The sequence below is a fragment of the Burkholderia sp. 567 genome (assembly GCF_040545115.1).
In the GTDB taxonomy this organism is placed as follows: domain Bacteria; phylum Pseudomonadota; class Gammaproteobacteria; order Burkholderiales; family Burkholderiaceae; genus Burkholderia; species Burkholderia ambifaria.
In genome coordinates this window covers 331,019-351,644 of record NZ_JBEPLG010000001.1, presented here as the reverse complement: position 1 = coordinate 351,644, position 20,626 = coordinate 331,019, and the positions used below count along the sequence as shown (strand labels likewise).

At 62.8% G+C, this 20,626-nt stretch carries 14 protein-coding genes; 2 read left to right on the top strand and 12 right to left on the bottom strand.

Annotated elements, in window-relative coordinates; translation table 11 throughout:
• Positions 1–14 precede the first annotated feature (14 nt).
• Positions 15–1,037 (top strand): UDP-glucose 4-epimerase GalE, encoded by a 1,023-nt coding sequence (gene galE / locus ABIC50_RS01625; protein WP_006751079.1) that lies wholly within the window; start codon positions 15–17, stop codon positions 1,035–1,037.
• A 27-nt stretch (positions 1,038–1,064) separates the two neighbouring features.
• Complete coding sequence (locus tag ABIC50_RS01620) at positions 1,065–2,171, top strand: MraY family glycosyltransferase (protein WP_012363239.1); 1,107 nt, start codon at positions 1,065–1,067, stop codon at positions 2,169–2,171.
• Between the two features lie 64 nt (positions 2,172–2,235).
• Here ABIC50_RS01620 and ABIC50_RS01615 read toward each other — a convergent pair whose 3' ends face one another.
• From ABIC50_RS01615 to ABIC50_RS01560, 12 genes are all read right to left on the bottom strand, one after another.
• The gene (locus ABIC50_RS01615) at positions 2,236–4,560 is read right to left on the bottom strand and encodes a protease pro-enzyme activation domain-containing protein (RefSeq protein ID WP_354161248.1); all 2,325 of its coding nucleotides are present in this window, start codon (positions 4,558–4,560) and stop codon (positions 2,236–2,238) included.
• 609 nt (positions 4,561–5,169) lie between these two features.
• A complete protein-coding gene (locus tag ABIC50_RS01610) occupies positions 5,170–7,062 on the bottom strand; it encodes a polysaccharide biosynthesis protein (protein WP_229080258.1) in 1,893 nt (630 codons plus the stop codon).
• A gap of 12 nt (positions 7,063–7,074) precedes the next feature.
• Positions 7,075–8,091, bottom strand: a complete 1,017-nt coding sequence (locus tag ABIC50_RS01605) for an MraY family glycosyltransferase (protein ID WP_175744750.1) — start codon at positions 8,089–8,091, stop codon at positions 7,075–7,077.
• A gap of 5 nt (positions 8,092–8,096) precedes the next feature.
• Positions 8,097–9,062, bottom strand: coding sequence for a UDP-glucose 4-epimerase family protein (locus tag ABIC50_RS01600; RefSeq protein ID WP_229080256.1), 966 nt, complete (start codon positions 9,060–9,062; stop codon positions 8,097–8,099).
• Positions 9,059–10,315, bottom strand: coding sequence for a glycosyltransferase (locus ABIC50_RS01595; protein WP_354161245.1), 1,257 nt, complete (start codon positions 10,313–10,315; stop codon positions 9,059–9,061). Before ABIC50_RS01595 ends, ABIC50_RS01600 begins: the two co-directional genes overlap by 4 nt.
• An 8-nt stretch (positions 10,316–10,323) precedes the next feature.
• Positions 10,324–11,400, bottom strand: a complete 1,077-nt coding sequence (locus ABIC50_RS01590; RefSeq protein WP_354161242.1) for a glycosyltransferase family 4 protein — start codon at positions 11,398–11,400, stop codon at positions 10,324–10,326.
• Positions 11,401–11,646: 246 nt separating this feature from the next.
• Entirely contained in the window at positions 11,647–12,564 is a 918-nt protein-coding gene (locus tag ABIC50_RS01585) for an NAD-dependent epimerase/dehydratase family protein (protein ID WP_354161239.1), read from the bottom strand.
• On the bottom strand, positions 12,542–13,582 hold the full coding sequence (gene gmd / locus ABIC50_RS01580; RefSeq protein ID WP_011656138.1) for a GDP-mannose 4,6-dehydratase: 1,041 nt from the start codon (positions 13,580–13,582) through the stop codon (positions 12,542–12,544). The genes ABIC50_RS01585 and gmd overlap by 23 nt, the downstream gene beginning before the upstream one ends.
• Before the next feature lie 12 nt (positions 13,583–13,594).
• Positions 13,595–17,320 carry a glycosyltransferase gene (locus ABIC50_RS01575; RefSeq protein WP_354161236.1) on the bottom strand — a complete coding sequence of 1,242 codons (3,726 nt, stop codon included), beginning with the start codon at positions 17,318–17,320 and terminating at the stop codon, positions 13,595–13,597.
• Positions 17,320–18,648, bottom strand: coding sequence for a methyltransferase domain-containing protein (locus tag ABIC50_RS01570; protein WP_354161233.1), 1,329 nt, complete (start codon positions 18,646–18,648; stop codon positions 17,320–17,322). The genes ABIC50_RS01575 and ABIC50_RS01570 overlap by 1 nt, the downstream gene beginning before the upstream one ends.
• A gap of 317 nt (positions 18,649–18,965) precedes the next feature.
• The gene (locus ABIC50_RS01565) at positions 18,966–20,411 is read right to left on the bottom strand and encodes a mannose-1-phosphate guanylyltransferase/mannose-6-phosphate isomerase (protein ID WP_354161230.1); all 1,446 of its coding nucleotides are present in this window, start codon (positions 20,409–20,411) and stop codon (positions 18,966–18,968) included.
• A 58-nt stretch (positions 20,412–20,469) separates the two neighbouring features.
• Positions 20,470–20,622: a hypothetical protein gene (locus ABIC50_RS01560; RefSeq protein ID WP_354161227.1), complete on the bottom strand. Its 153-nt coding sequence runs from the start codon at positions 20,620–20,622 to the stop codon at positions 20,470–20,472.
• Positions 20,623–20,626 lie beyond the last annotated feature (4 nt).

Genomic DNA, 20,626 nt, shown 5'->3' with positions numbered 1-20,626 from the left:
AGGAGCGCATCAGCATGACCGCTAAAGGCACCATCCTCGTTACCGGCGGTGCGGGCTACATCGGCTCGCACACGGCCGTCGAGCTGCTCGACAACGGCTACGATGTCGTGATCGTCGACAACCTCGTCAACAGCAAGGCCGAGTCCGTGCGGCGCATCGAGAAGATCACGGGCAGGACGCCCGCGTTCCACCAGGTCGACGTGTGCGATGAAGCCGCGCTCGCGAAGGTGTTCGACGCGCATCCGATCACCGGCACGATCCATTTCGCGGCGCTCAAGGCGGTCGGCGAATCGGTCGCGAAGCCGCTCGAGTACTACCAGAACAACCTCGGCGGCTTGCTGACCGTGCTCAAGGTGATGCGCGAGCGCAACGTCAGGCAGTTCGTGTTCAGCTCGTCGGCGACCGTGTACGGCGTGCCCGAGCGCTCGCCGATCGACGAATCGTTCCCGCTGTCCGCGACCAACCCGTACGGCCAGTCGAAGCTGATGGCCGAGCAGGTCCTGCGCGATCTCGAGGTCTCGGATCCGTCGTGGCGCATTGCGACGCTGCGCTACTTCAACCCGGTCGGCGCGCATGCGAGCGGGCTGATCGGCGAGGATCCGGCCGGCATCCCGAACAACCTGATGCCGTACGTCGCGCAGGTCGCGGTCGGCAAGCTCGAGAAGCTGCGCGTGTTCGGCTCCGACTACCCGACGCCGGACGGCACCGGCGTGCGCGACTACATCCACGTCGTCGATCTCGCGAAGGGCCACATCGCCGCGCTCGACGCGCTCGCGACGCGCGACGCGAGCTTCGTCGTGAACCTCGGCACCGGCCAGGGCTACAGCGTGCTGGAAGTCGTGCGCGCGTTCGAGAAGGCGTCGGGCCGCCCGGTGCCGTACGAACTCGTCGCGCGCCGCCCGGGCGACATCGCCGAGTGCTACGCGAATCCGCAGGCCGCCGCCGACCTCATCGGCTGGCGCGCGACGCTCGGCATCGACGAGATGTGTGCCGACCACTGGAAATGGCAGGAGGCGAACCCGCGCGGTTTTGTATAATCCGCTGTCCATTTTTCGAGCGATCCCATGCTCAGCTTCGCGTCCGGCTTCATCGTCTCCCTGCTCGTCACGTTGTTCATCGTGCGTTATGCGCATCTGCACGAGAAATTCTCGATCGACAGCGACCTGGCCGGCGTGCAGAAATTCCACGTGCGGCCGGTGCCGCGCGTCGGGGGCATCGGGATCCTCGCCGGCGTCGTCGTTGCCGCACTGGTGCTGTCCCGGCGCTACCCGACGATCTCCGGCAGCATTCTCGGGATCGTCGCGTGCGGGCTGCCGGCGTTCCTGTCAGGGCTCGTCGAGGACCTGACCAAGCGCGTGTCGCCGCGCGCGCGGCTGCTGTGCACGATGGGCGCCGCCGCGCTGGCGTTCTGGCTGCTGAACATCGCGGTCACGCGCATCAGCGTGCCGCCGCTCGACTTCCTGCTCCACTACGTCGCCATTTCGGCGTTCATCACCGTGCTCGCGGTCGCGGCGCTGGCGAACGCGATCAACATCATCGACGGCTTCAACGGCCTCGCGTCGATGGTCAGCTTCATGATGTTCGCGTCGCTTGCCTACGTCGCGTTTCATGTCAACGACCCGGTCGTGATGTCCGCGTCGATCATCATGATGGGCGCCGTGCTCGGCTTCTTCCTGTGGAATTTCCCGGCCGGCCTGATCTTCCTCGGCGACGGCGGCGCGTATTTCATCGGCTTCATGCTCGCCGAACTCGCGATCATGCTGGTGATGCGCAACCGGGAAGTGTCCGCGTGGTATCCGGTGCTGCTGTTCATGTATCCGATCTTCGAGACCTGCTTCTCGATCTATCGGAAGAAGTTCATCCGCGGGATGTCGCCGGGGATTCCGGATGGCGTGCACCTGCACATGCTAGTGTACAAGCGGCTGATGCGCTGGGCTGTCGGGACCAAGCATGCGCATGATTTGACGCGGCGGAATTCGCTTACCTCACCTTATCTTTGGCTGCTGTGCCTCGTCGCGGTGATTCCCGCGACGCTGTTCTGGCGGCATACCGTGCACCTGTTCGTTTTTGTCGTGCTGTTTGCGCTCACTTATGTGTGGCTTTATCTCAGCATCGTAAGGTTCAAGGTGCCTAGGTGGATGGTGGTGAGGAAGGAAAGGCGCGGGCATTGAGGGCGCACGGCCCGCCGTCGCCGACGAGCCGTGACCGCGCAACCGCGATTCGACGAGCGGGATACTAGACCCCTGCTGTATTCGAGCTCCAACTCGGCCGTTGCGTATAGATCACCACGTTGCCGTCGTCCTGAATGTAAGCGGTCGCGCCCGAATTGCCACCGGTACCGGAGTTCCAGAGCGGCGCACCCGCCGGGCTGTAGACGACCAGATTGCCATCCCCTTGCATTACACCAAACGCGCCCGAATGACCGTAGGTGCCCGAGTTCCAAACCGGAACACCTTGGCGAAGCAGCACCAAATTCCCGTCGCCTTGCATGATGAGCACGTTCGCCCCATTGCCGGATGTAAAACGCTGGCCACTACTCAGGACGACGCCCCCGTTCCAGACAGCCGAACCGCTCGCCGAGATCGCGTAGCTCGACGTGCCGGTCGCGGTCGCGAATACTGGCACGAATGATTGATAGATCACCATGTTGCCGTCGTCCTGCACGGAAAGATGTTGACTGCCTGACGGACCGTTGGTCGCCGAGTACCACAGCGCCGCGCCATTCGCACTGTAGACCACGAAGTTGCCATCGTTCTGAAAGACGGCGTACGCTCCGGCATTTCCATACGTCCGGGTATTCCACACCGCGGCGCCATTCGTCGTGTTGTAAAGGACGAGATTACCGTCGCCCTGCATCAGAAGTTGATGATTCCTGGACGCGGAATAGACGGCTTGCCCGGGCTTCAGTGTCGTACCTTCGTTGATTCCGCCGCTGTAGGAGACAGACGTCGAACCGCATAGCGACGAATAGAGCAGGCTGACGTTCGGGGTGCCCCAACCGGTCACGAAGTCCCATCCCGAACCGGCACTGTATGCGCCATTGCTGCCGTTGGTGATATCGTGAAAAATCGAAGCGGTCGTCGATTGCACGCTGTAGATTCTCGGCGCCGCGAATCCGAGGCTCGTCGTGCAACTGCCGGATAGCAAGCGCGCCCAGGTAGCGCTAAAGAGCGGCGCGGAAAGGCTCGTGCCGCCCACCGTCTCGAGTTGTCCGCCGACGATGATTTGCGCGCCGCTGTTGGGATCGGCATCGAACGCGAGGTCTGGCATGCCTCGGGACGCCCGGCCTTTGAGTGCGGGTACGTTCGACTGCCACGAAGGAATCGGCTCAAATCCACTAATGCCGCCACCGCTGGATTCCCAGGCCGTCTCGCCCACGTAGTTTCCATTCCCGTTCGTATAGAGCGTCGTGCCGCCAACGGCCACGACATACGGGGATGTCGCCGGGTATTGCACCGACGTACCATTGCAGCCATATGCCACGCTGCCTGAATCGCCGGAACTGACAGAGAAAGTTTGTCCTTGCGCAACGGCGAGCTGGAACAGCGTGTCGATCGCCGCCGTTGGCGCCCAGTTCTCGCAACCGCCGATCGACATGTTGATGACACGGGCGGTGTTGTCGCTCACGGCGCGATTGATTGCAAGCGCGATATCGCTCCACGCAAACGACCGCGCAACGTAGAAATTGAGCTGCTTGAGGCCCCCGGACATCCCAACGATGGTCTGGCTATCGAGCGACCATTCGATGTTCGCGCTTGTGTCCGCGCTTGCCAGCCCGGCATGGATCACTGAAACGGATACGGCGGGCAACTGGTTGTGGCTTTCGAACGTTGCCAGGTCGATGACGGATTGCGTCACGTCCCCTTCGGCAATAATGCCGATCGTGGTGTTGGCAGCGGTCGGGGTGCTACCAACGGAATAAATGCCGGGAAATTGCGTCGGGTTGTGGCCGACCGTCACCGCGGATATCGTTGGCGACGCATTTGCAGTCGGAGCAGCAGCGGCGTTGGAGGCGCGTACGAAATTCGGACGCAGGCGAGTCGCGGTATCGAGTCCGAGAACCCCTCGAACGACCCCGCTGATCGCGTCGGGCACCGTCTCCGGGGCGGTATTGATATGCGTGCTGGTGCCGTCCGCCATCGCGACCGGAACGAGCGTCGTCTGGAACACACCGGATATCACCCCGGCCGGCGCATCGGCTTCCACGATCATGTTGTTGTCGGCCACCTTGATGTTCGTGAAGCCCTTACTTGCCAAATAGGCCTTCACGGTGGCCACCTGGGCGGTGGTGGGTGCGTACTGCGCGGCAATCTGCGCGGAGGTCAGCACGGCCCCGAAGCCGGCGCTGCCAGGTGTTCGCGCGTGCTCGATAAAGCGGTTCAATCCGGCTTCGTCGTTCAGCTTGAGTACCAGCGCAACATGCACCGCCGCCGTTGCGCTCATCGGGGCCGCGCTCACCGCGTTGCCCGCGGCGCGCAGCGCCGACAGTTTGCCGGACTGCGCCGTAGCCACCGCCGGACTCGCGTCGTCGCCGCCGCAGCCGGCCAGCGCGAGCACCATGAGTGCCGCGCTCATTCCCCTGGCAAGATATGCAATTTTCATCGGATTGGTATGGACCGTAGAGCTCGTATTTGGCTTTTCACCTTTGTTCTTTACGGCAATCGCACGGCTACCTTGAGGGAAAGGTAGGAAGGAATCGGCCCGTAGTCAAATGAATACGGCCAGTCCGACGCGAGGGGACGATAACGCCGCGCAAAGGCTACGGTCGATAGTCGATACCGAGTTCCGGACGCACGTCCGGCAACATAGACGGTACGGGGGCACGTGCCTGTGAATTCGAGTTCGATCCGGCCCGTCTGTCCGGGGGAAACTGGCAAGGTCGCTCGGCCACGCGCATGTTGTGCCCCGGCCAGCGTATCGGCAATGATGCGTTTATCGCTCCAGACCAGGACGCCTGCTTACTCAGAGGCGCACGGCGGCGATTCGACTCAGTGGCCAATAGCGACCAATCCGACTGCTCACGTCGGAAAAGCGATACACCCGACTCGACAACGAGATCGATCAGGAAACGCTGTCATTGCTTGATGAGGAATGCAGATTCGATGCGAAGCCGTGGTGACCGTGGCGACCTGCCATGACTGGCGGTCGCGCACCGGCATGGGGCGGCCGCTAATCTCGCGCCGCCGACTTCGAGGGGAACAACGTGGATACGGTTTGAAGGGCGGGACTCGCAGCCGTCTGGTATTCGGGCACCCAGCGCCGCAGATCCCGACGCACTTCGTCGTCGCTCAATACGCGACGCTGCATCAGCCACGGCAGCAGTTCGTCAAGGAGGTGGTCCGGCACTTCGCGCGCGCGTGCGATCCGCAGTTTCGGATGCGGTGTGCGCGTGGTCGTCTCGTCGTCCGCGAGGAGTTCCTCGTAGAGCTTCTCGCCGGGCCTCAGCCCCGTAAAGTCGATGCGGATCTGCCCTTCCGAGAAGCCGTACAGGCGGATCAGATCGCGAGCGAGATCAACGATCCTGACCGGCTGCCCCATCTCGAGAATAAAGATTTCGCCCCCATGCCCCATGCTCGACGCCTGAAGCACGAGCTGCGACGCTTCCGGAATCGTCATGAAGAACCGCGTGATTTCCGGGTGCGTGACCGTCACCGGGCCACCCTTGGCGATCTGCTGCTGGAACTTCGGAATCACGCTACCGGCGCTGCCGAGCACGTTGCCGAAGCGCACGGTCTCGAACTGCGTACCGCCGCTCGTCTGCTGCAGTGCCTGGCAGACCATCTCCGCCAAACGCTTGCTCGCGCCCATCACGTTGGTCGGGTTGACGGCCTTGTCGGTAGAGATGAGCACGAAATGGCGCACGTCGTGGCGGATCGCCGCGCATGCAACGCGGTACGTGCCGAGTACATTGTTGCGTAGCGCCTGCCACGCGTTGTGTTCCTCCATCAGCGGCACGTGTTTGTAAGCGGCCGCATGGAACACGATGTGCGGCGCATGACGCGACATCACCTGATCGAGCAGCAGCGAATCCTTGGCATCGCCAATGATCGGCACCACCGGCTGATCGGGAAAGCGTTCGCGCAACTCTTCGGCAAGCCGGTACATCGCGTATTCGGACAGGTCGAACGCAACGAGCTGCGCCGGCGCGAAACGAAGGATTTGCCGGCACAGCTCCGAACCGATTGAACCGCCAGCGCCCGTGACCATCACGACGCGGCCGCGCAGCAACGCCTCGACGTGCGGCGTGTCGATCGTCACCGCGTCGCGGCCAAGCAGATCCTCGAGGTCGATATTGCGCACTTGCGACAGGAACCCCTGCCCCGGCATCAACGCGGTCAGCGACGGCAGTACCATCGCCTTCACGCCCGCCCGCACGCACAGCGTCGCGACGCGCCGCTGCGTTTCGACCGACGCCGACGGAATCGCGATGATCGCGTATTCGATCTTCATCGCGTCGGTCCAGTGCTTCAGGTCGTTGAACGAACCGAGCACCTTGTAGCCATAGATCTCGCGTCCTTGCTTTGTGACATCGTCGTCGAGCAGGCCAACCAGACGCCACTCACCCGAACGCGACAGCTCACGCGCGAGGCTCGCGCCTGCCGTGCCGGCCCCGAGCACCAGCACCGGCTTGCCCTGTCCGACCAGCCCGCCATACAGGTAGAACTCCTTGGTCGCGCGGTAAAGCGCGCGAGCGCCGCCCATCGCGAGGAACAACATCAGCGGCGACACGATCAGCACGGAGCGCGGAATGATCGGAGACGGCTGGAACATCACCGCACCGATCATCACGATCACGCCGCCGCCTCCGACCGCCTTCGAAATGCGCATCAGGTCCGGCAGGCTCGCGAACACCCACAGCCCGCGGTACAGGCCGAACAGATGGAACATCAGCGCGTAGACCGGCAACGCCCAGACGAGCGCCTGCAGTGCGCCGCCGAGAAAATCAGCCGGAATACTGCCGTTGAAACGAACGAGGTAAGCAAACAACCACGACGCGACAACCGCCGTCAGGTCGAACAGGAAAGCACTCAGTGAAAGCCACGATGCTTTGGATCGGAACATCGGCGGGAAACCTCAAGAGTTGTTTTCGGCTGCCGACTGGAACCGGCGCCAGCGCATGTCAATCACCAATCCGAGACATGCCAGGACGCCGTACCACGCGAAGAACGACAACCATTGCTGCCATTCCGGGCGGCCCTTCGCCCACACGGCCACGATTATGCCTGCGAGCATGATGAGGTACCAATAAACAGCAGTCCGGCGGTGACCTACACCCGCTCGGACCATCCTTTGATAATAGTGCTCCCGGTGGGCTTGCCAGAACTTTTCGCCTCGTAACAGACGTCTCAAAAGTGTTACAGATGCGTCAGCGATAAAGGGCGCGAACACGAGTGCCGGAAACCAGATGGGCCAGACACCAGTACGCCAGCCCCAGTAACCCAGTGCGCCGGCCAGAAAACCGAGCGGAATCGAACCCGCATCACCGAGAAACAGCCGCGCCGGATGAAAATTGAGCAGCAGAAAGCCGAGGGCGGCGCCGGCCACCGCCGCACCAGCCACAGCGAGATCGGGCAATGGATTCGCGCCCATCATCGCCGCGACGGCGTATGCGACGAAGCCGAACAGCGCCATCCCGCCCGCGAGGCCGTCGGCACCGTCCATGAAGTTGTACAGGTTCGTCAGCCAGACCATCACGAAACCGACGCCTGCGAGCAGCCACCACGGCGCGTCGGCAGGAAAAACGACGATCAGCGCGACGACCGCCGCAAGATGCGCCGAGAACCGCACGCGGGCAGGCAAGCCGCGCCGGTCGTCGACCTGAGACAACGCGGCGAGCGCCGCGGCAGCGGCGGCAATCAGCCACAGGTGCGGCGTCAGAACCAGCAGCGCGACGACGCAGACCGGCACGATGCCCCAACCTCCGACGCGCGGCGTCGGAAGCGTGTGGAGCGAACGATCGTTTGGAATGTCGGTGGCGAGGCGCCACGCGAGGCCGGTCGCGAGCAGCATGCGCAGGATCGCCGTCGATGCGACGGCAGCGACCAGCGCCACCGCGATCACGGCGGGCCACGTGGATATCGGGAGAGGCATGTCGGCTACTGTTGTATATCGCGCGAACGATACCATGCCGCGGTCGCTTCGAGGCCCTGACGAGTCGTATACGGCGGTTGCCAGCCCAGTACGCGCTTGATGCGGCCCGTGTCGAGTTGCAGGCTGCCTGTCAGGCGGTCGATCGTCGCGCTGCGGCCGGTCAGCTTCCCGAGCGCGCGTAGTGCCGCCGTGGGGACCGGCAGCAGCCGCGCCGGTTTGCCGAGGGCATCGCCCACCAGACGCAGCAGACCGGTGACCGACGGCGCATCGTCGTCGGCAACGTGGAAGCACTCGCCGGCCGCCCGCGGGTCGGTCGCGCACTGCAGCAGCGCGTCGGCCAGGTTGTCGACGTAGACGATGCTGCGGCGAGCGGAGATGGAACCGAGCGGTAGCGGCATCCCGCGTGCAACCGCGTCCATCATCCGCAGGAAATTGGCGGTGACATGCGGACCATAGACCAGAGGCGGACGCACGATGACGACGTCGAGCCCGGCCGACGTGCCGAAGCGCGCGAGTTGCTGCTCGGCACGCAGCTTCGAGCGGCCGTATGCGTCTTGCGGGTCGGCGGGCCAGCTTTCCGACAGCGGCGCCCCGCCGTCGCTCTCGCCGACCGCCTTGATGCTGCTCGCATATACGATTCGGCGCACGCCGTACTTGCGCGCGGCTTCGGCGAGACGCAGCGTGCCCGCGACATTGGTCGCATCAAATGCGGCGTCGGGATCGGGCGAATCGTCGCGCATCACGTGTACGCGTGCGGCAAGATGGATCACGCAATCGGCGACGAGGTCCGCGGGCCAGGCCGCGTCGAGCCCCTCCCAATCGGCGCTGCCGTGCACCCATTCGCGCACGCCGTCGATGCATGCGCCAGGGCGTCGCACCAGCGCGGTAACGGTATGCCCGGCGTCCAGCGCCCGACGGCAGACGGCCCGGCCGACGAAGCCGTTCGCGCCAGTGATGACCAGGCGCATCATCGCAGCCTCCCGTCGGACCGGCTGGCGTCGTCGCAAGAAGACGCGAGATCGCCGCGAGCCCCGGTTGGCGCCGGCATGGCCAGCAATGCATCGACCTTCTCGACGAGTGGCGCGACCATCCGCTCCCATCCGTGCTCTCGCTCGACGAATGCCCGCGCACGCCGCGCCATCTCGACCGCGGAAGCCTCGTCGGCAACGATCTGCTCGATGCGCTCGACAAATTCTTCCGGCGTATCCGCGATCAGCAGATCCTCGCCGCACTTCGCGCGCAGGCCCTCGTGTCCCAGCGACGTGGTGACGACTGGCAAACCAAGCGCCATGTATTCGAGGATCTTGTTTTGCACGCCCGCACCGATACGCATCGGGCATACACCGACGGCCCCGTCGGACGCTGCCTCCGCGACCGACGCGACCCGCCCCGTCACCTCGACACCATCGTACGCACGAAACCGCTCGGCCAGCGCGGGCGCGATGGAGCCTACGAGCCGAAAGCGATAATCGCCACGCTTGCGCAGCAGCGGCAGCACGGTCTCCGCAAAGAAATGGCACATGTCCTGGTTCTGCACCGTGCGCATGTCGCCGATGAAGATCAGGACCCGACTCGCCATATTCCGCACCGTGTACGGCAGCCCCGACAGATCCACGCCATTGGAGCAAACCATCACATTCGTCGCGGATGCGCCGGGAAACAGATAGTCGCGGTCGGTCTTCGAAACCAGCACCGACAGGTCGAAATCGTCGACGATGGCACGCTCGTAGTCGAGCAGACGCTTCGCCTCGATACCGAACACACGCGACTTGAGCCCGCGCGCATTCCGGAGCTGCTTGACACGACTGTAATTGAGCGAGATCGCGTCAGTCATCTCGAGGATGCGCGGCTTGTCCGACCTGCGCACGTACTCGGCGCAACGCACGAGATGGACCAATGCGCCGTCGTGCGACGGCAGCAGCCGGGAGACGGCCGCCGCAAACGCCCCGCTCCGGTAGTACGCCACCTGCAACGGTGTGCGCGTAGGCAACGCGAACAACGTATTGACGTAGGAGCGCCAGCGCGGCAGATAGACCCGTTCGACCCGATCGAAAACGCCGTCGTCAGGCAGTTCGGCGTGCAGCTCTTCTTCGGCCTCGCACAGGCTCAGCAACGTCAGCGAGTAATGACGAGACAGCACCCGACACAGGTGATAGATCCGCAACTTGTCTCCGCCGATTACCGGGTAGGGAAACCGGGGAGCCAGCACCAGCAGTTTCTTCATGTCCCGACTCATGCGAGACCCGCCCAAAAATCCTCGATCGACGGACGCACCGCGGACTCCGAGTACGTGCGAGCCCGATTCACGCCATCGCCGAGCGCGACCTCGAATCGCGCACTGTCGTCCCATATCGCGCGGATCTGCTCCGCCATGTCTTCAACCGAACGCGGATCAAACTGCAACGCGCAGTCGCCCGCTATCTCGGGCATCGACGTGGTATTGCTGCATGCGACAGGCGTGCCGGACGCCATCGCCTCCAGCAGCGGAATCCCGAAGCCTTCGAACAACGATGCAAAGACGAACGCGCGAGCGTGCCGGTACTGCTCGCGCAGTTCTTCGCGCGACACGTAACCGAGCAACTCGACGGCATTCGTCAGCCCGAGCGAATCCGCAAGCCCGAGAAAATGCGCATGATGTTCGGCCTTGATACCGGCGATCCTGAGCCGCGCGTCGTCGCCCAGCGCCGGGCGGGCGATCGCAAACGCCTGTAGCAGGCGACCGACGTTCTTGCTCGGCACCTCGCCAGCCACAGTGAACAAGTATGGTTGGCGCGCCGTGCGACTCACCGGCGGCTCAAACCAGTCGTCGGAGATCGTACACGGAACAACGCGTACGTCCCCCTCGCGCAACTCGAACTTCTTGACCAGCTCCCGCTGAGTGAATCGCGAGACGGTCAGCACGACGTCGGCCCGACGCACAAGCCGCGGCACCACATGGCGACGATAGACGCGTCCGACGGTCTGATAAACCGATCGCGCCGGCGGCAGCACGTGCCAGGGCTCCATATAGATCAGATCATGGATGACCGCGACCACTCGCGTGTTGCCGGTGGACCGCAGCGGCCCGGTGTTATACGGACACAGCAGATAGTCGAGTCGCTGCTCGCGGCACAAACGCGGCAACTCGACCTGCTCCCACCACGGAAAGAAACCGTGCCCTTGACTCACGCACGGCCATTCGTCGGCATGCACGCCGCTCGGAGCCAGACCCAGTACCGACGCGCCGACCGGCTCCACCAGTTGCCGAGCGAATCGACCCATGCCGCGGTAGTGGCCTACCATCCAGGTGATATCCACCCCCAACTTCACGCGATACTCCTCATGCGAACCGACTCATAAGCGACAGGGTCCGCCCTGCACGGCGCCGGAGACGATGAGCGTGTTCTCCGTACACCCCGGCGATACGAAGCCTACCGCCGCGCGCCAAGAATCGCGCATCCGCGCCGCGCGACCTCGACACCTCGCCGTGCCCTGCATGTTCGACAAATCGCAAACACTGCCCCGGCGAAACTGACGCACTGCGCGGTGCCAATGCCTCCGGACCGAGACTGACTGTCACCCATGCCCCTCTTCGAACATCCAGCGCAATGTGTTCTCCAGCGGAATGTCCTCAAGCGGCCCGATGGCAGCCTGCAACCGCGCATCGTTGCCCTGCAGTCGACGCACGTCGTTCGCGCGTACGAATGCGGGATTGACGCGTACCTCGATCGCATAGCCGGCAATCCGTTCCATCATCGAGATCACCGCTTTCAGCGACACCGCGCGCCCCGAACAGACGTTGAACACACCGCCGGCCGGCGACAGTTCCAGTAGTCGCCGATAGGCGTCCGCCACGCGACGTACGTCGGAAAAATCTCGCTCGACGTCGATATTGCCAAGTTCGATCACACGCTCACCCCGCTGGAAGTGACCGACGATCTTCGGCAGCAAAAACTGCGGCGACTGCCCGACGCCCGTGTAGTTGAACGGCCGCGCGATGACAATCGGCAGCTTATCCCGCCACAGGCGCGCCATGTATTCCATCGCCAGCTTGCTGACGGCGTAATCGTTGGCGGGATTCGGCTCGATCGATTCGTCGATGATCTCGACCGCCGCGTTGCCATAGATGTTCGCGCTGCTCGCCAGCAAAACCGCGCGTGGACGATTCTCCAGATTCGCGAGCGCTTCCAACAGGTTCCGTGAACCAACCACGTTGGTACGATAGATCGCGTCCGCGTCGCCGTGGGCGACGAACGACACCGCCGCAAGATGCGCGACGATGTCGGGCTGCACTTCCGCGACGACGTCCGCGAGCGTCGGCCGGTCGCACAGATCGACCCGATACGTATCGGGTTCGATCGTGTCGGCCGCGTGTGTCGTGCCGAACACGCGATACCCGGCCGCCCGCAGCGACTCCGCGAGATAGTCGCCGGTAAAGCCGCCGAGGCCCGTTACCAGCGCGCGCGGGACGTCAGAACGAGAAGCCGCGCTCATTTCGTCGCAAGTCCGCTTCAACCATCATCGCACACAGCTCCTCGAGCGTCGTCTTCGGCTCCCAGCCCAGCTTCTGCTTCGCCTTCTCGGGATTCCCGATCAGCAGATCGACTTCGGCCGGCCGATGGAACTTCGGATTCACGCGGACCAGCGTCTTGCCGGTGGCGACATCGACGGCGATTTCCTGCTCGTCACTGCCCTTGAACTCGAGGTCGACACCAGCCGCCTTGAACGCCATGCGCACGAAATCGCGCACGGTCTCGGTACGGTTCGTGGCCAGCACGAACGTGTCCGGTTCGTCCGCCTGCAGCATGCGCCACATGCCTTCGACATATTCCTTCGCGAAGCCCCAGTCGCGCTTGGCATCCATGTTGCCCAGCTCGAGGACGTCGAGTTGCCCGAGCTTGATCTTGGCAACGGAGTCGGTGATCTTGCGTGTGACGAATTCGCGGCCGCGCAGCGGCGACTCGTGGTTGAACAAGATCCCGCTGCAGCCGAAGATGTCGTAGCTCTCGCGATAGTTCACCGTGATCCAGTGCGCATACAGCTTGGCCACGCCGTACGGGCTGCGCGGGTAGAACGGCGTCGATTCGATCTGAGGGATCGCCTGGACCTTGCCGAACATTTCGGAGGTGCTTGCCTGATAGAAGCGGATCTTCGGATTGACGATGCGAATCGCCTCGAGCAGGTTCAACGGACCGACGCCGGTGATCTCCGCGGTCGTGACCGGCTGGTCGAACGACACGCCGACGAAGCTCTGCGCCGCGAGGTTGTAAACCTCCGTGGCCCCGGTCGTCTGAAGCAAGCGAATGCTCGCCGACAGATCGGTCAGGTCGTATTCGACAAGATGGAGGTTCGGGTGCTTGGCAATGCCCAGTTCCTCGATGCGCCAGAAGTTCACCGAGCTGGTGCGGCGGTAGGTACCGTAAACCGTGTAACCCTTGTCGAGCAGCAACTCGGCCAGATAAGCACCGTCTTGTCCGGTGATGCCAGTGATGATGGAGGTTTTCTTAGACATAATGGTCCTACTTTAAGAATACGCTTCGTCGCGCGTGAGAATTTTTACCAACTGGCGAGCACTCTGCGCCCAAGTCATGAACGGCATACCGCGAGACGCCGGCTCTTGTTGCTTCGCCCGAAGCTCCAGCCATGCCTTGATCTCCGTCGCCAGATCATGCCCTTCCTGCGCGGAAAAATAAAACGCATGCTCGCCCGCCACTTCACGAAACACCGGCAGATCGCGCGCAATGATCGCCAATCCGTGCTGAGCGGCTTCGATCAGCGGCAAACCAAAGCCTTCACCATAGGAGGCCGCAATCAGGCACGAGCTTGCACCATAGATTTTCTCCAAATATACGTCCGATGCATTCTCCAGCCAGAACAGATGGCGCCCCTGTTCCGTGTGCGATCGCAACCGCGCGACCAGATCCTCGACCATCCACCCCTGTCGCCCCACGACGACCAGGTTGACGTTCTCGTTGTCGCGCCACAGCTGCTCGAACGCATCCAGAACCTGGGCATGCCCCTTGCGAGGTTCCAGCGTCCCGACCATCAGGAACGTCGGGCAATCACGCAGGCGCTGAAGTACCTTGCCGCCGTCGCGCGGGATTTCCGAAGACGTCGTGAAATTCTCGATGTTTGCGCCCAAGTGGAACCAGTCGATCTCGAAGGACCGTGCCCGCTGCGGTGCATGCGCCGCCACCCATGACGACAAGTCCGCGGCCACGGCCTGCGAAATGCACAATGCTCCGTCGCTTTCCGCCACGACATCCAGCCAGCCCGTAAAGCCATCGGCGGCGCCGGGAACGAAGTACTGAGGGAGCAGCACGCATAGCAAATCGTAGACGACAAACTTGACCTGCACCCCTTGCAATCGCATGTTTTGATAGAACGCCCGCTGTGCCGGAACGACGCGCGGTTGCAGATCCAGGCCGACGAACACGTCTCCCGCCGCATAGTCGATCGGTTCGTCCTGCAGCCAGCCGTCCTCGAATCCCATCAGCCTCGCCGTGAAGTCGCGCGCATAGCGATAGGAGTCCTTGGTGGTGGCATAAACGGGCTCAACCCTGAATCCGTCGGGCGGAGAGTCCAGCCATTCCTTCAGCAGATTGCGCACCACCCGCTGGATCCCGCTTCTGGCATCCACCTGCACGAGCTCGGAGATGTCTACCAACAATTGCCGTTTTTCGTTTCGGGGAACGAAGCTCCTCGCCACGGTCAGTGCCCACGTGCGCAACTGGTCGTCGCTCGCTTGACCCGCTCGACGCGCGATTGCGCGAGCCAGTACGAGCGGATTCGCATTGGCCCGGAGATAGAAGCGCTCGATGGCATCGCGATACTGTCGCGCACAGACGTCGGGCGCATGAGCGGTCACGATGATTTCCCGGGCGCGCGCGCCCATCCGTTGCCGGCGCGCCGGATCCGACCGCAGCGTCTCCAGCGCGTCGATCAGTTGCTCGTCGGAAAACTCGTCCGGCAGCATCCACACAGCGTCGCGATCCAGGTCTGCCATGCTTCCATTGGCGTTGACGATCGTCGCCTTGCCGTAGTTCATGCAATCCAGCACCGTTCCCGACGTCTCACCGCGCGACAGCGTCCGTAACTGGACGCCGACATCGACCGCCGCCAGATACCGGCGGAACATTTGCGCATCGGCCCAACCGGTGATGCGGACGCGATCCTTCGCGGCCATTTGTCGAATGGTGCGCGCGAGTTTCTCGCCATATTCGGTCGGCTGATTTTCTCCGACGAAGATCAGATGACAAGCCCGATCGCGCGCCAGGGACGAGCGGTTCCACGCATCAAGCAGCCGATGATTCAGCTTGGACGGCCCGAGCCCGCCGAACGCGCATACCACGAAGTCGTCCGTGCCGATTCCCAGTGCGTCGCGCGCTTCCTCGCCGCTCGACGCGGTAGTCGCGTCGCGCATGTGCGGAATCACGGTCCATTCGGCCGCATCGCCGCCGTACCAGTGGCGCGCCAGTCGCAGTGAATTGGGCGAGTGAACAATCACACCCAGCCCCTTCTGGATCACGCCCAGGCTGCACGGATACTCCCAGACGGGGTCCGCGATGTCCGCGCTCAGATGGCGCGCTCTCAGGCCGCCATATCCGTGTGCATCGTACAGCGCCTTGGACCACAAGTCGGAACGATTCCCGTGAATGGCCATGTGCGCGAGTACGCCCGATAGAAAGAAATCGTGCAGCACAACCACACCCGGCACGGCTTCCAGTAGCGGAAACATGTACTCGTGGAACGACGAGTTCCCGAAATGATAGAGCACCCGATCGTACGAATCCGCATGCTTGCGCAGCCAGGCCGGCGTCTTCACCGAGACGTGCGCGAACGGACCGGACTGGATTTCCGTCGCTGCATCCCGATCGACGATCACGTCGATATCGTAAAAGCGCGACAACTCCGGCAGCAATTCCGAGCTGTAATCCGCAATCCCCGTGCGGGCCGGGGGCAATGGGGACACGTAGGCCAGTTTGGGACGTCGCGACTGGCCTTCCGGCTCGCGCGCTTCGGCGAGCCACGCCTCACGCCGCCGCTCCATTGCATCGAGCGCGCACCGTCCGCTGCGATCCCACGAGAATTTGCCGGCCTGGCGCTTTCCGTGTTCGATCAGTGCCTGACGATAGCTGTCATCCGTCAGGCCACGTTGCATCTGGTGCGCAATCGCATCATCGGATTTGGGATCGAACAACGCATCGTCCCAGCCAATGACCTCGGGAACGCTCGACGTATTCGCGCCGATTACAGGCGCGCCGCAACGCATCGCCTCCAGCACCGGCAAGCCAAACCCTTCATGCCATGAAGGAAAGACGAACAAGCGGCACAAGTTGTACAGGGCCAACAGATCCTCGTCGGGCACGAAACCCGTGCACACGACATCGGCCGCGTCCAGGCCTACTTGCTTGGCCAGGCGCATCAATGCATCGCGGCTCGCCGGCTGAATCGAGCATACGATCGCCAATTGGTGCGACTGCCGCAACTCGGGCGGTAACAAGGCGAACGCGCGGATCATGCCCTCGACGTTCTTGCGATGATCGATACCACCCGTATAGAGCACGAACGGTTTCGTCAGACCATACTTGCTGCGCAACGCCGTTTCGCGCTGGGAAGGAACCTGCTCGGGACGGAACCACGCGTCGACATCGGCGGACATGTTGACCGACCATTCGGGGGAGAGATCGAGATGCTCGATCCCTTCCGAGCGCGACGATTCGGAGATGGCCAGCCACAAATCCGCGCGGCGCAGATGTTCGATTTTCTCCAGGTACCAATCCTTGAAAAGAGGATTCTCCAGATAAGGCTTGGCATACAGATACGGAATCAGGTCGTACAGCGTGACCGCGACCGGAACATTCGTCTGAAGCGCGTGGATACTCGTAATCGAATCGTCGCCGAAGCCTTCGAAGTAGCTGGCGATATAAATGAAATCCGGCCGCAGGCTCGTCAGAAACGCTTCATAGGTCAATTCGCTGGACTCTCGCCGCCAGCGATTGGCTTTATCTGCATGGGCGACGGGGGCTGCCGCATACCAGACGTGGATGTTTTGCTTCGGCAGCAACGCTCCGAACTGCTCGCGCAGGATGCGGGCGGACTCCTCGAACGCGCCGTTGAGCGCCAGTACGATTTCGTGATCGCCGCGATTCCGGATCATCGCCTTGACGATGGACTCGGTGTAACGGCCCACGCCGCGATTGCGCGAATTGAGGCTCTGCGCCCCTTGCATGTCAACAACGATACGCATTATTCAATATCCCCATTGTCGGGCGCGAAGGCTGACTTCAGTGCCATGTACGCTTCGCGCGCGCGGGGTGTCAAACCATCATCGTCTATCGGTTTTCTATACGCAGGCTGCATAGGAGCCCCAACGATGATCCGAACGAGTCGCTGCTTCACGCCGGGCATCGCGCCCAATGCTCGCACCGCCAATCGCCGCAGGCGGGGATTGCGGTTAACGTATGCGACGCTTTTGAACAGCACGCGCCGCACTCCGGCTTTGCACGTCCCTTTCGCGCTACGCGCGAACGTGACGGCGTTTCGCATGGGCGCAGTGATACGCCATGACGTGCTGCCATAGACCGCGTGCAATTGCCCGGCGGTGTGCTGTGCTTCGTCGTGGACCCGCTTCAGTTCGCCGTTCACTTGCCCCAGGTCGCTCCGGACTCGGCCGAGGTCGCGCCGGACCTGCCCCAGCTCATCGACAGCTTGCGTCAGTTCGCTGCGGGTGCGGGTCAGTTCTTCGTGGATCACGCCCAGCTCGCCATGAAGGCGCTGCACTTCAGCCTGGGTCCGCTGGATCTGTTCGGCGGCATGCTCATGCTGCCGGGCGGCTCCTGCGTCGAAACGCGCGGCAAGCTCGGCTAACGACAGCCCATAATCCTCACGGAACGCTTCGTCGAACAATCCGGCCTCTGCGTCGCTGCAGGATTTCTGGGCAACGATCGCGTAATCGGGACTTACGCCGCCGAGTACATCGAGAAGACGAATCCGCGCGCCAGCCTCGTGCAGCGCAGGGGGTTCCTGCAGTCGAAGCTGCTTGACTCTGGCAAATCCGGCATGCTTGCCGAGGAAACTCAGGAGTTCGGAAGGAATCGGCCGATTGTGGCTGGGGTCCAGATAGAAATTGCAGCCCGCAACGACGACATTTTCCGGATTCGGCGTCTCGAGGATCAACAGCCCGCCGGGCTTCAGTACGCGCAACGCTTCGCTAACGACTCTCCGAACTTGCTCGAACGGCACATGCTCGACGACGTGAAACGCCGACACGAGCGCATGGCTATTCGAATCGAGCGCCGCAAGATACTCGATCGCGTCGCCCTGCAATACGGGCAGACCGCGCTCCCGACACGCTTGCAGCATATCGGCATCGAGGTCAACGCCCAGCGCGCTGAACCCCGATTCGACCATCAGCTCCAACCATTCACCGCGGCCGCAACCCAGATCGAACGCCTTCCCGCCCGGATGGAGCGTGGCAAGGGGCGCAATGAACGGCTGGTATTTCGCCAGCCGACTTTTGATCAGTTCCCTTGAGCCTCGATGCTGATCTTCAAACGCGCGATAAAAGCTATCCACTACGGCAAACTCCTCACCATCGTCTGCAGCCAGGCCACACTGACGAAATTATCCATCACCGGCAAGCGGGGCCGGGTGAATCCAGCTTCTTGATCAGATCGACGTTGTCGAAAAACGCGCTTCGGGCGCGGCCGGCAATTTTTGATGCGCTTGGCCCGCGGCAACATGCCTGCATACAGGTGGATGCTGTATGCGGAGCCGCTGTCGCCATCACACCACCGGGCACGCTCGCCCCGCGAGCTGATCATCGTCGGTCAAAAACACCCCCAGCCGCGCCATGAAGCCCGGCTAGGCACCGGGCTTTCATCAATGCCGGCTCATGCCCGTCCGTACACGTCCTGGAAGCGAACGATGTCGTCTTCTCCCAGATATTCGCCGCTCTGCACCTCGATCATCACGAGGTCCAGCACGCCGGGATTCTCAAGGCGGTGCTTGTGACCGGCGGGAATGTACGTGGATTCGTTGGTTCGAACGAAGATTTCCTGATCGCCGTTGACGACCTTGGCCATCCCGCACACGACGATCCAGTGCTCGCTGCGATGGTGGTGCATCTGCAAACTGAGGCTCGCGCCGGGCTTGACTTCGATGCGCTTGATCTTGAAGCGCGGGCCTTCCTCAAGCACCGTGTAGGTACCCCACGGGCGGCTCACGGTGCGATGCAATTTGTACGCGTCGTGATTCTGCTTCTTCAGCCGAGCGACAACCTGCTTCACGTCCTGCGCACGATCCGGATGCGCAACCAGCAGCGCGTCCGGCGTATCGACGATCATCAGGTCGGCGACGCCAACCGCAGCCACGACGCGATCCTGACTTTGCACGTATGTGTTCCGGCTATCGACGAAGATCGCTTCGCCGACGGCCCGGTTGCTGTCCTGGTCCGGCGCGACCAGCTCGCGTACGGCGTTCCACGAGCCGATATCGCTCCAGCCGAAACTGGACGGCACCACCACCACTTGGGACGAACGCTCCATCACCGCATAGTCGAGCGAGATGTCGGGCATCTTCTCGAACGACTCGGCAGGAATCTCGAGCATCTGTGCAGAGCCTTTGTCCGCTTGCAGCGACGCCCAACACGCATCGGCGGCCGTGGCAACGTCGGGAGCGTGACGCGCCATCTCGTCGAGAATGACGCCGGCCTTGAAGCAGAACATGCCCGAGTTCCACAAATAGTTGCCCGCCGCAACGTATTCGGCAGCCTTCACGGCGTCGGGTTTTTCGACGAAGCGCAGCGCGGCGCGGCCGCCACCGACGCTTTCACCGGCTTCGATGTAGCCGAAGCCTGTGTCCGGGCTCGTCGGCACGATCCCGAACGTGACCAGCTTGTCCTGCTTCGCCAGTTCGACCGCGCTTGACACGGCGGCCGCGAAACCTTGCTGGTCCTGCACCAGATGATCGGCTGCGAGCACCAGCATCAGCGCATCCCGGCCGTATTTGTCCGCTACATGATGCGCCGCCATCGCCACCGCAGGGGCAGTGTTGCGGCCGGCGGGCTCGAGCATGAATACACCGGACTGCTGATTGCCGAGCGCGGCATAGCCGAACTCGTCCTTGCTCATGAAGTAGTAGTCGCGGTTCGTGACCGTCAGTAGTTCTCCGCGCTGCGATTCCGCATCGCCGCCAACCACCGCTGCCGCCCGCCGGTAAGTTTTCACGAGCAAGCTCTCGCCATCGGCGAGCTTCATGAAAGGTTTGGGATGCCCTTCGCGGGAAACTGGCCACAGTCGCGTGCCGGCACCACCGGACAGGATGACGGGGATTAACATCACATACACTCCAGAGATTTAGTATCCGTTGGCAAGGTCAACGCCTTCGCCATTTGCCTCAATACACCACGGCATCGGTGTAGGCCGGCCAAACCGGACCAAAATGCGAATTATAGCCGGCGAACTCCTTTCCCCGGAAACTGCCGGGCGCGCCGGACAACCGCCGGGAACGGGCCTGGCCTTCATGCGGGCCGCCGGCGGACGTCACCATGACC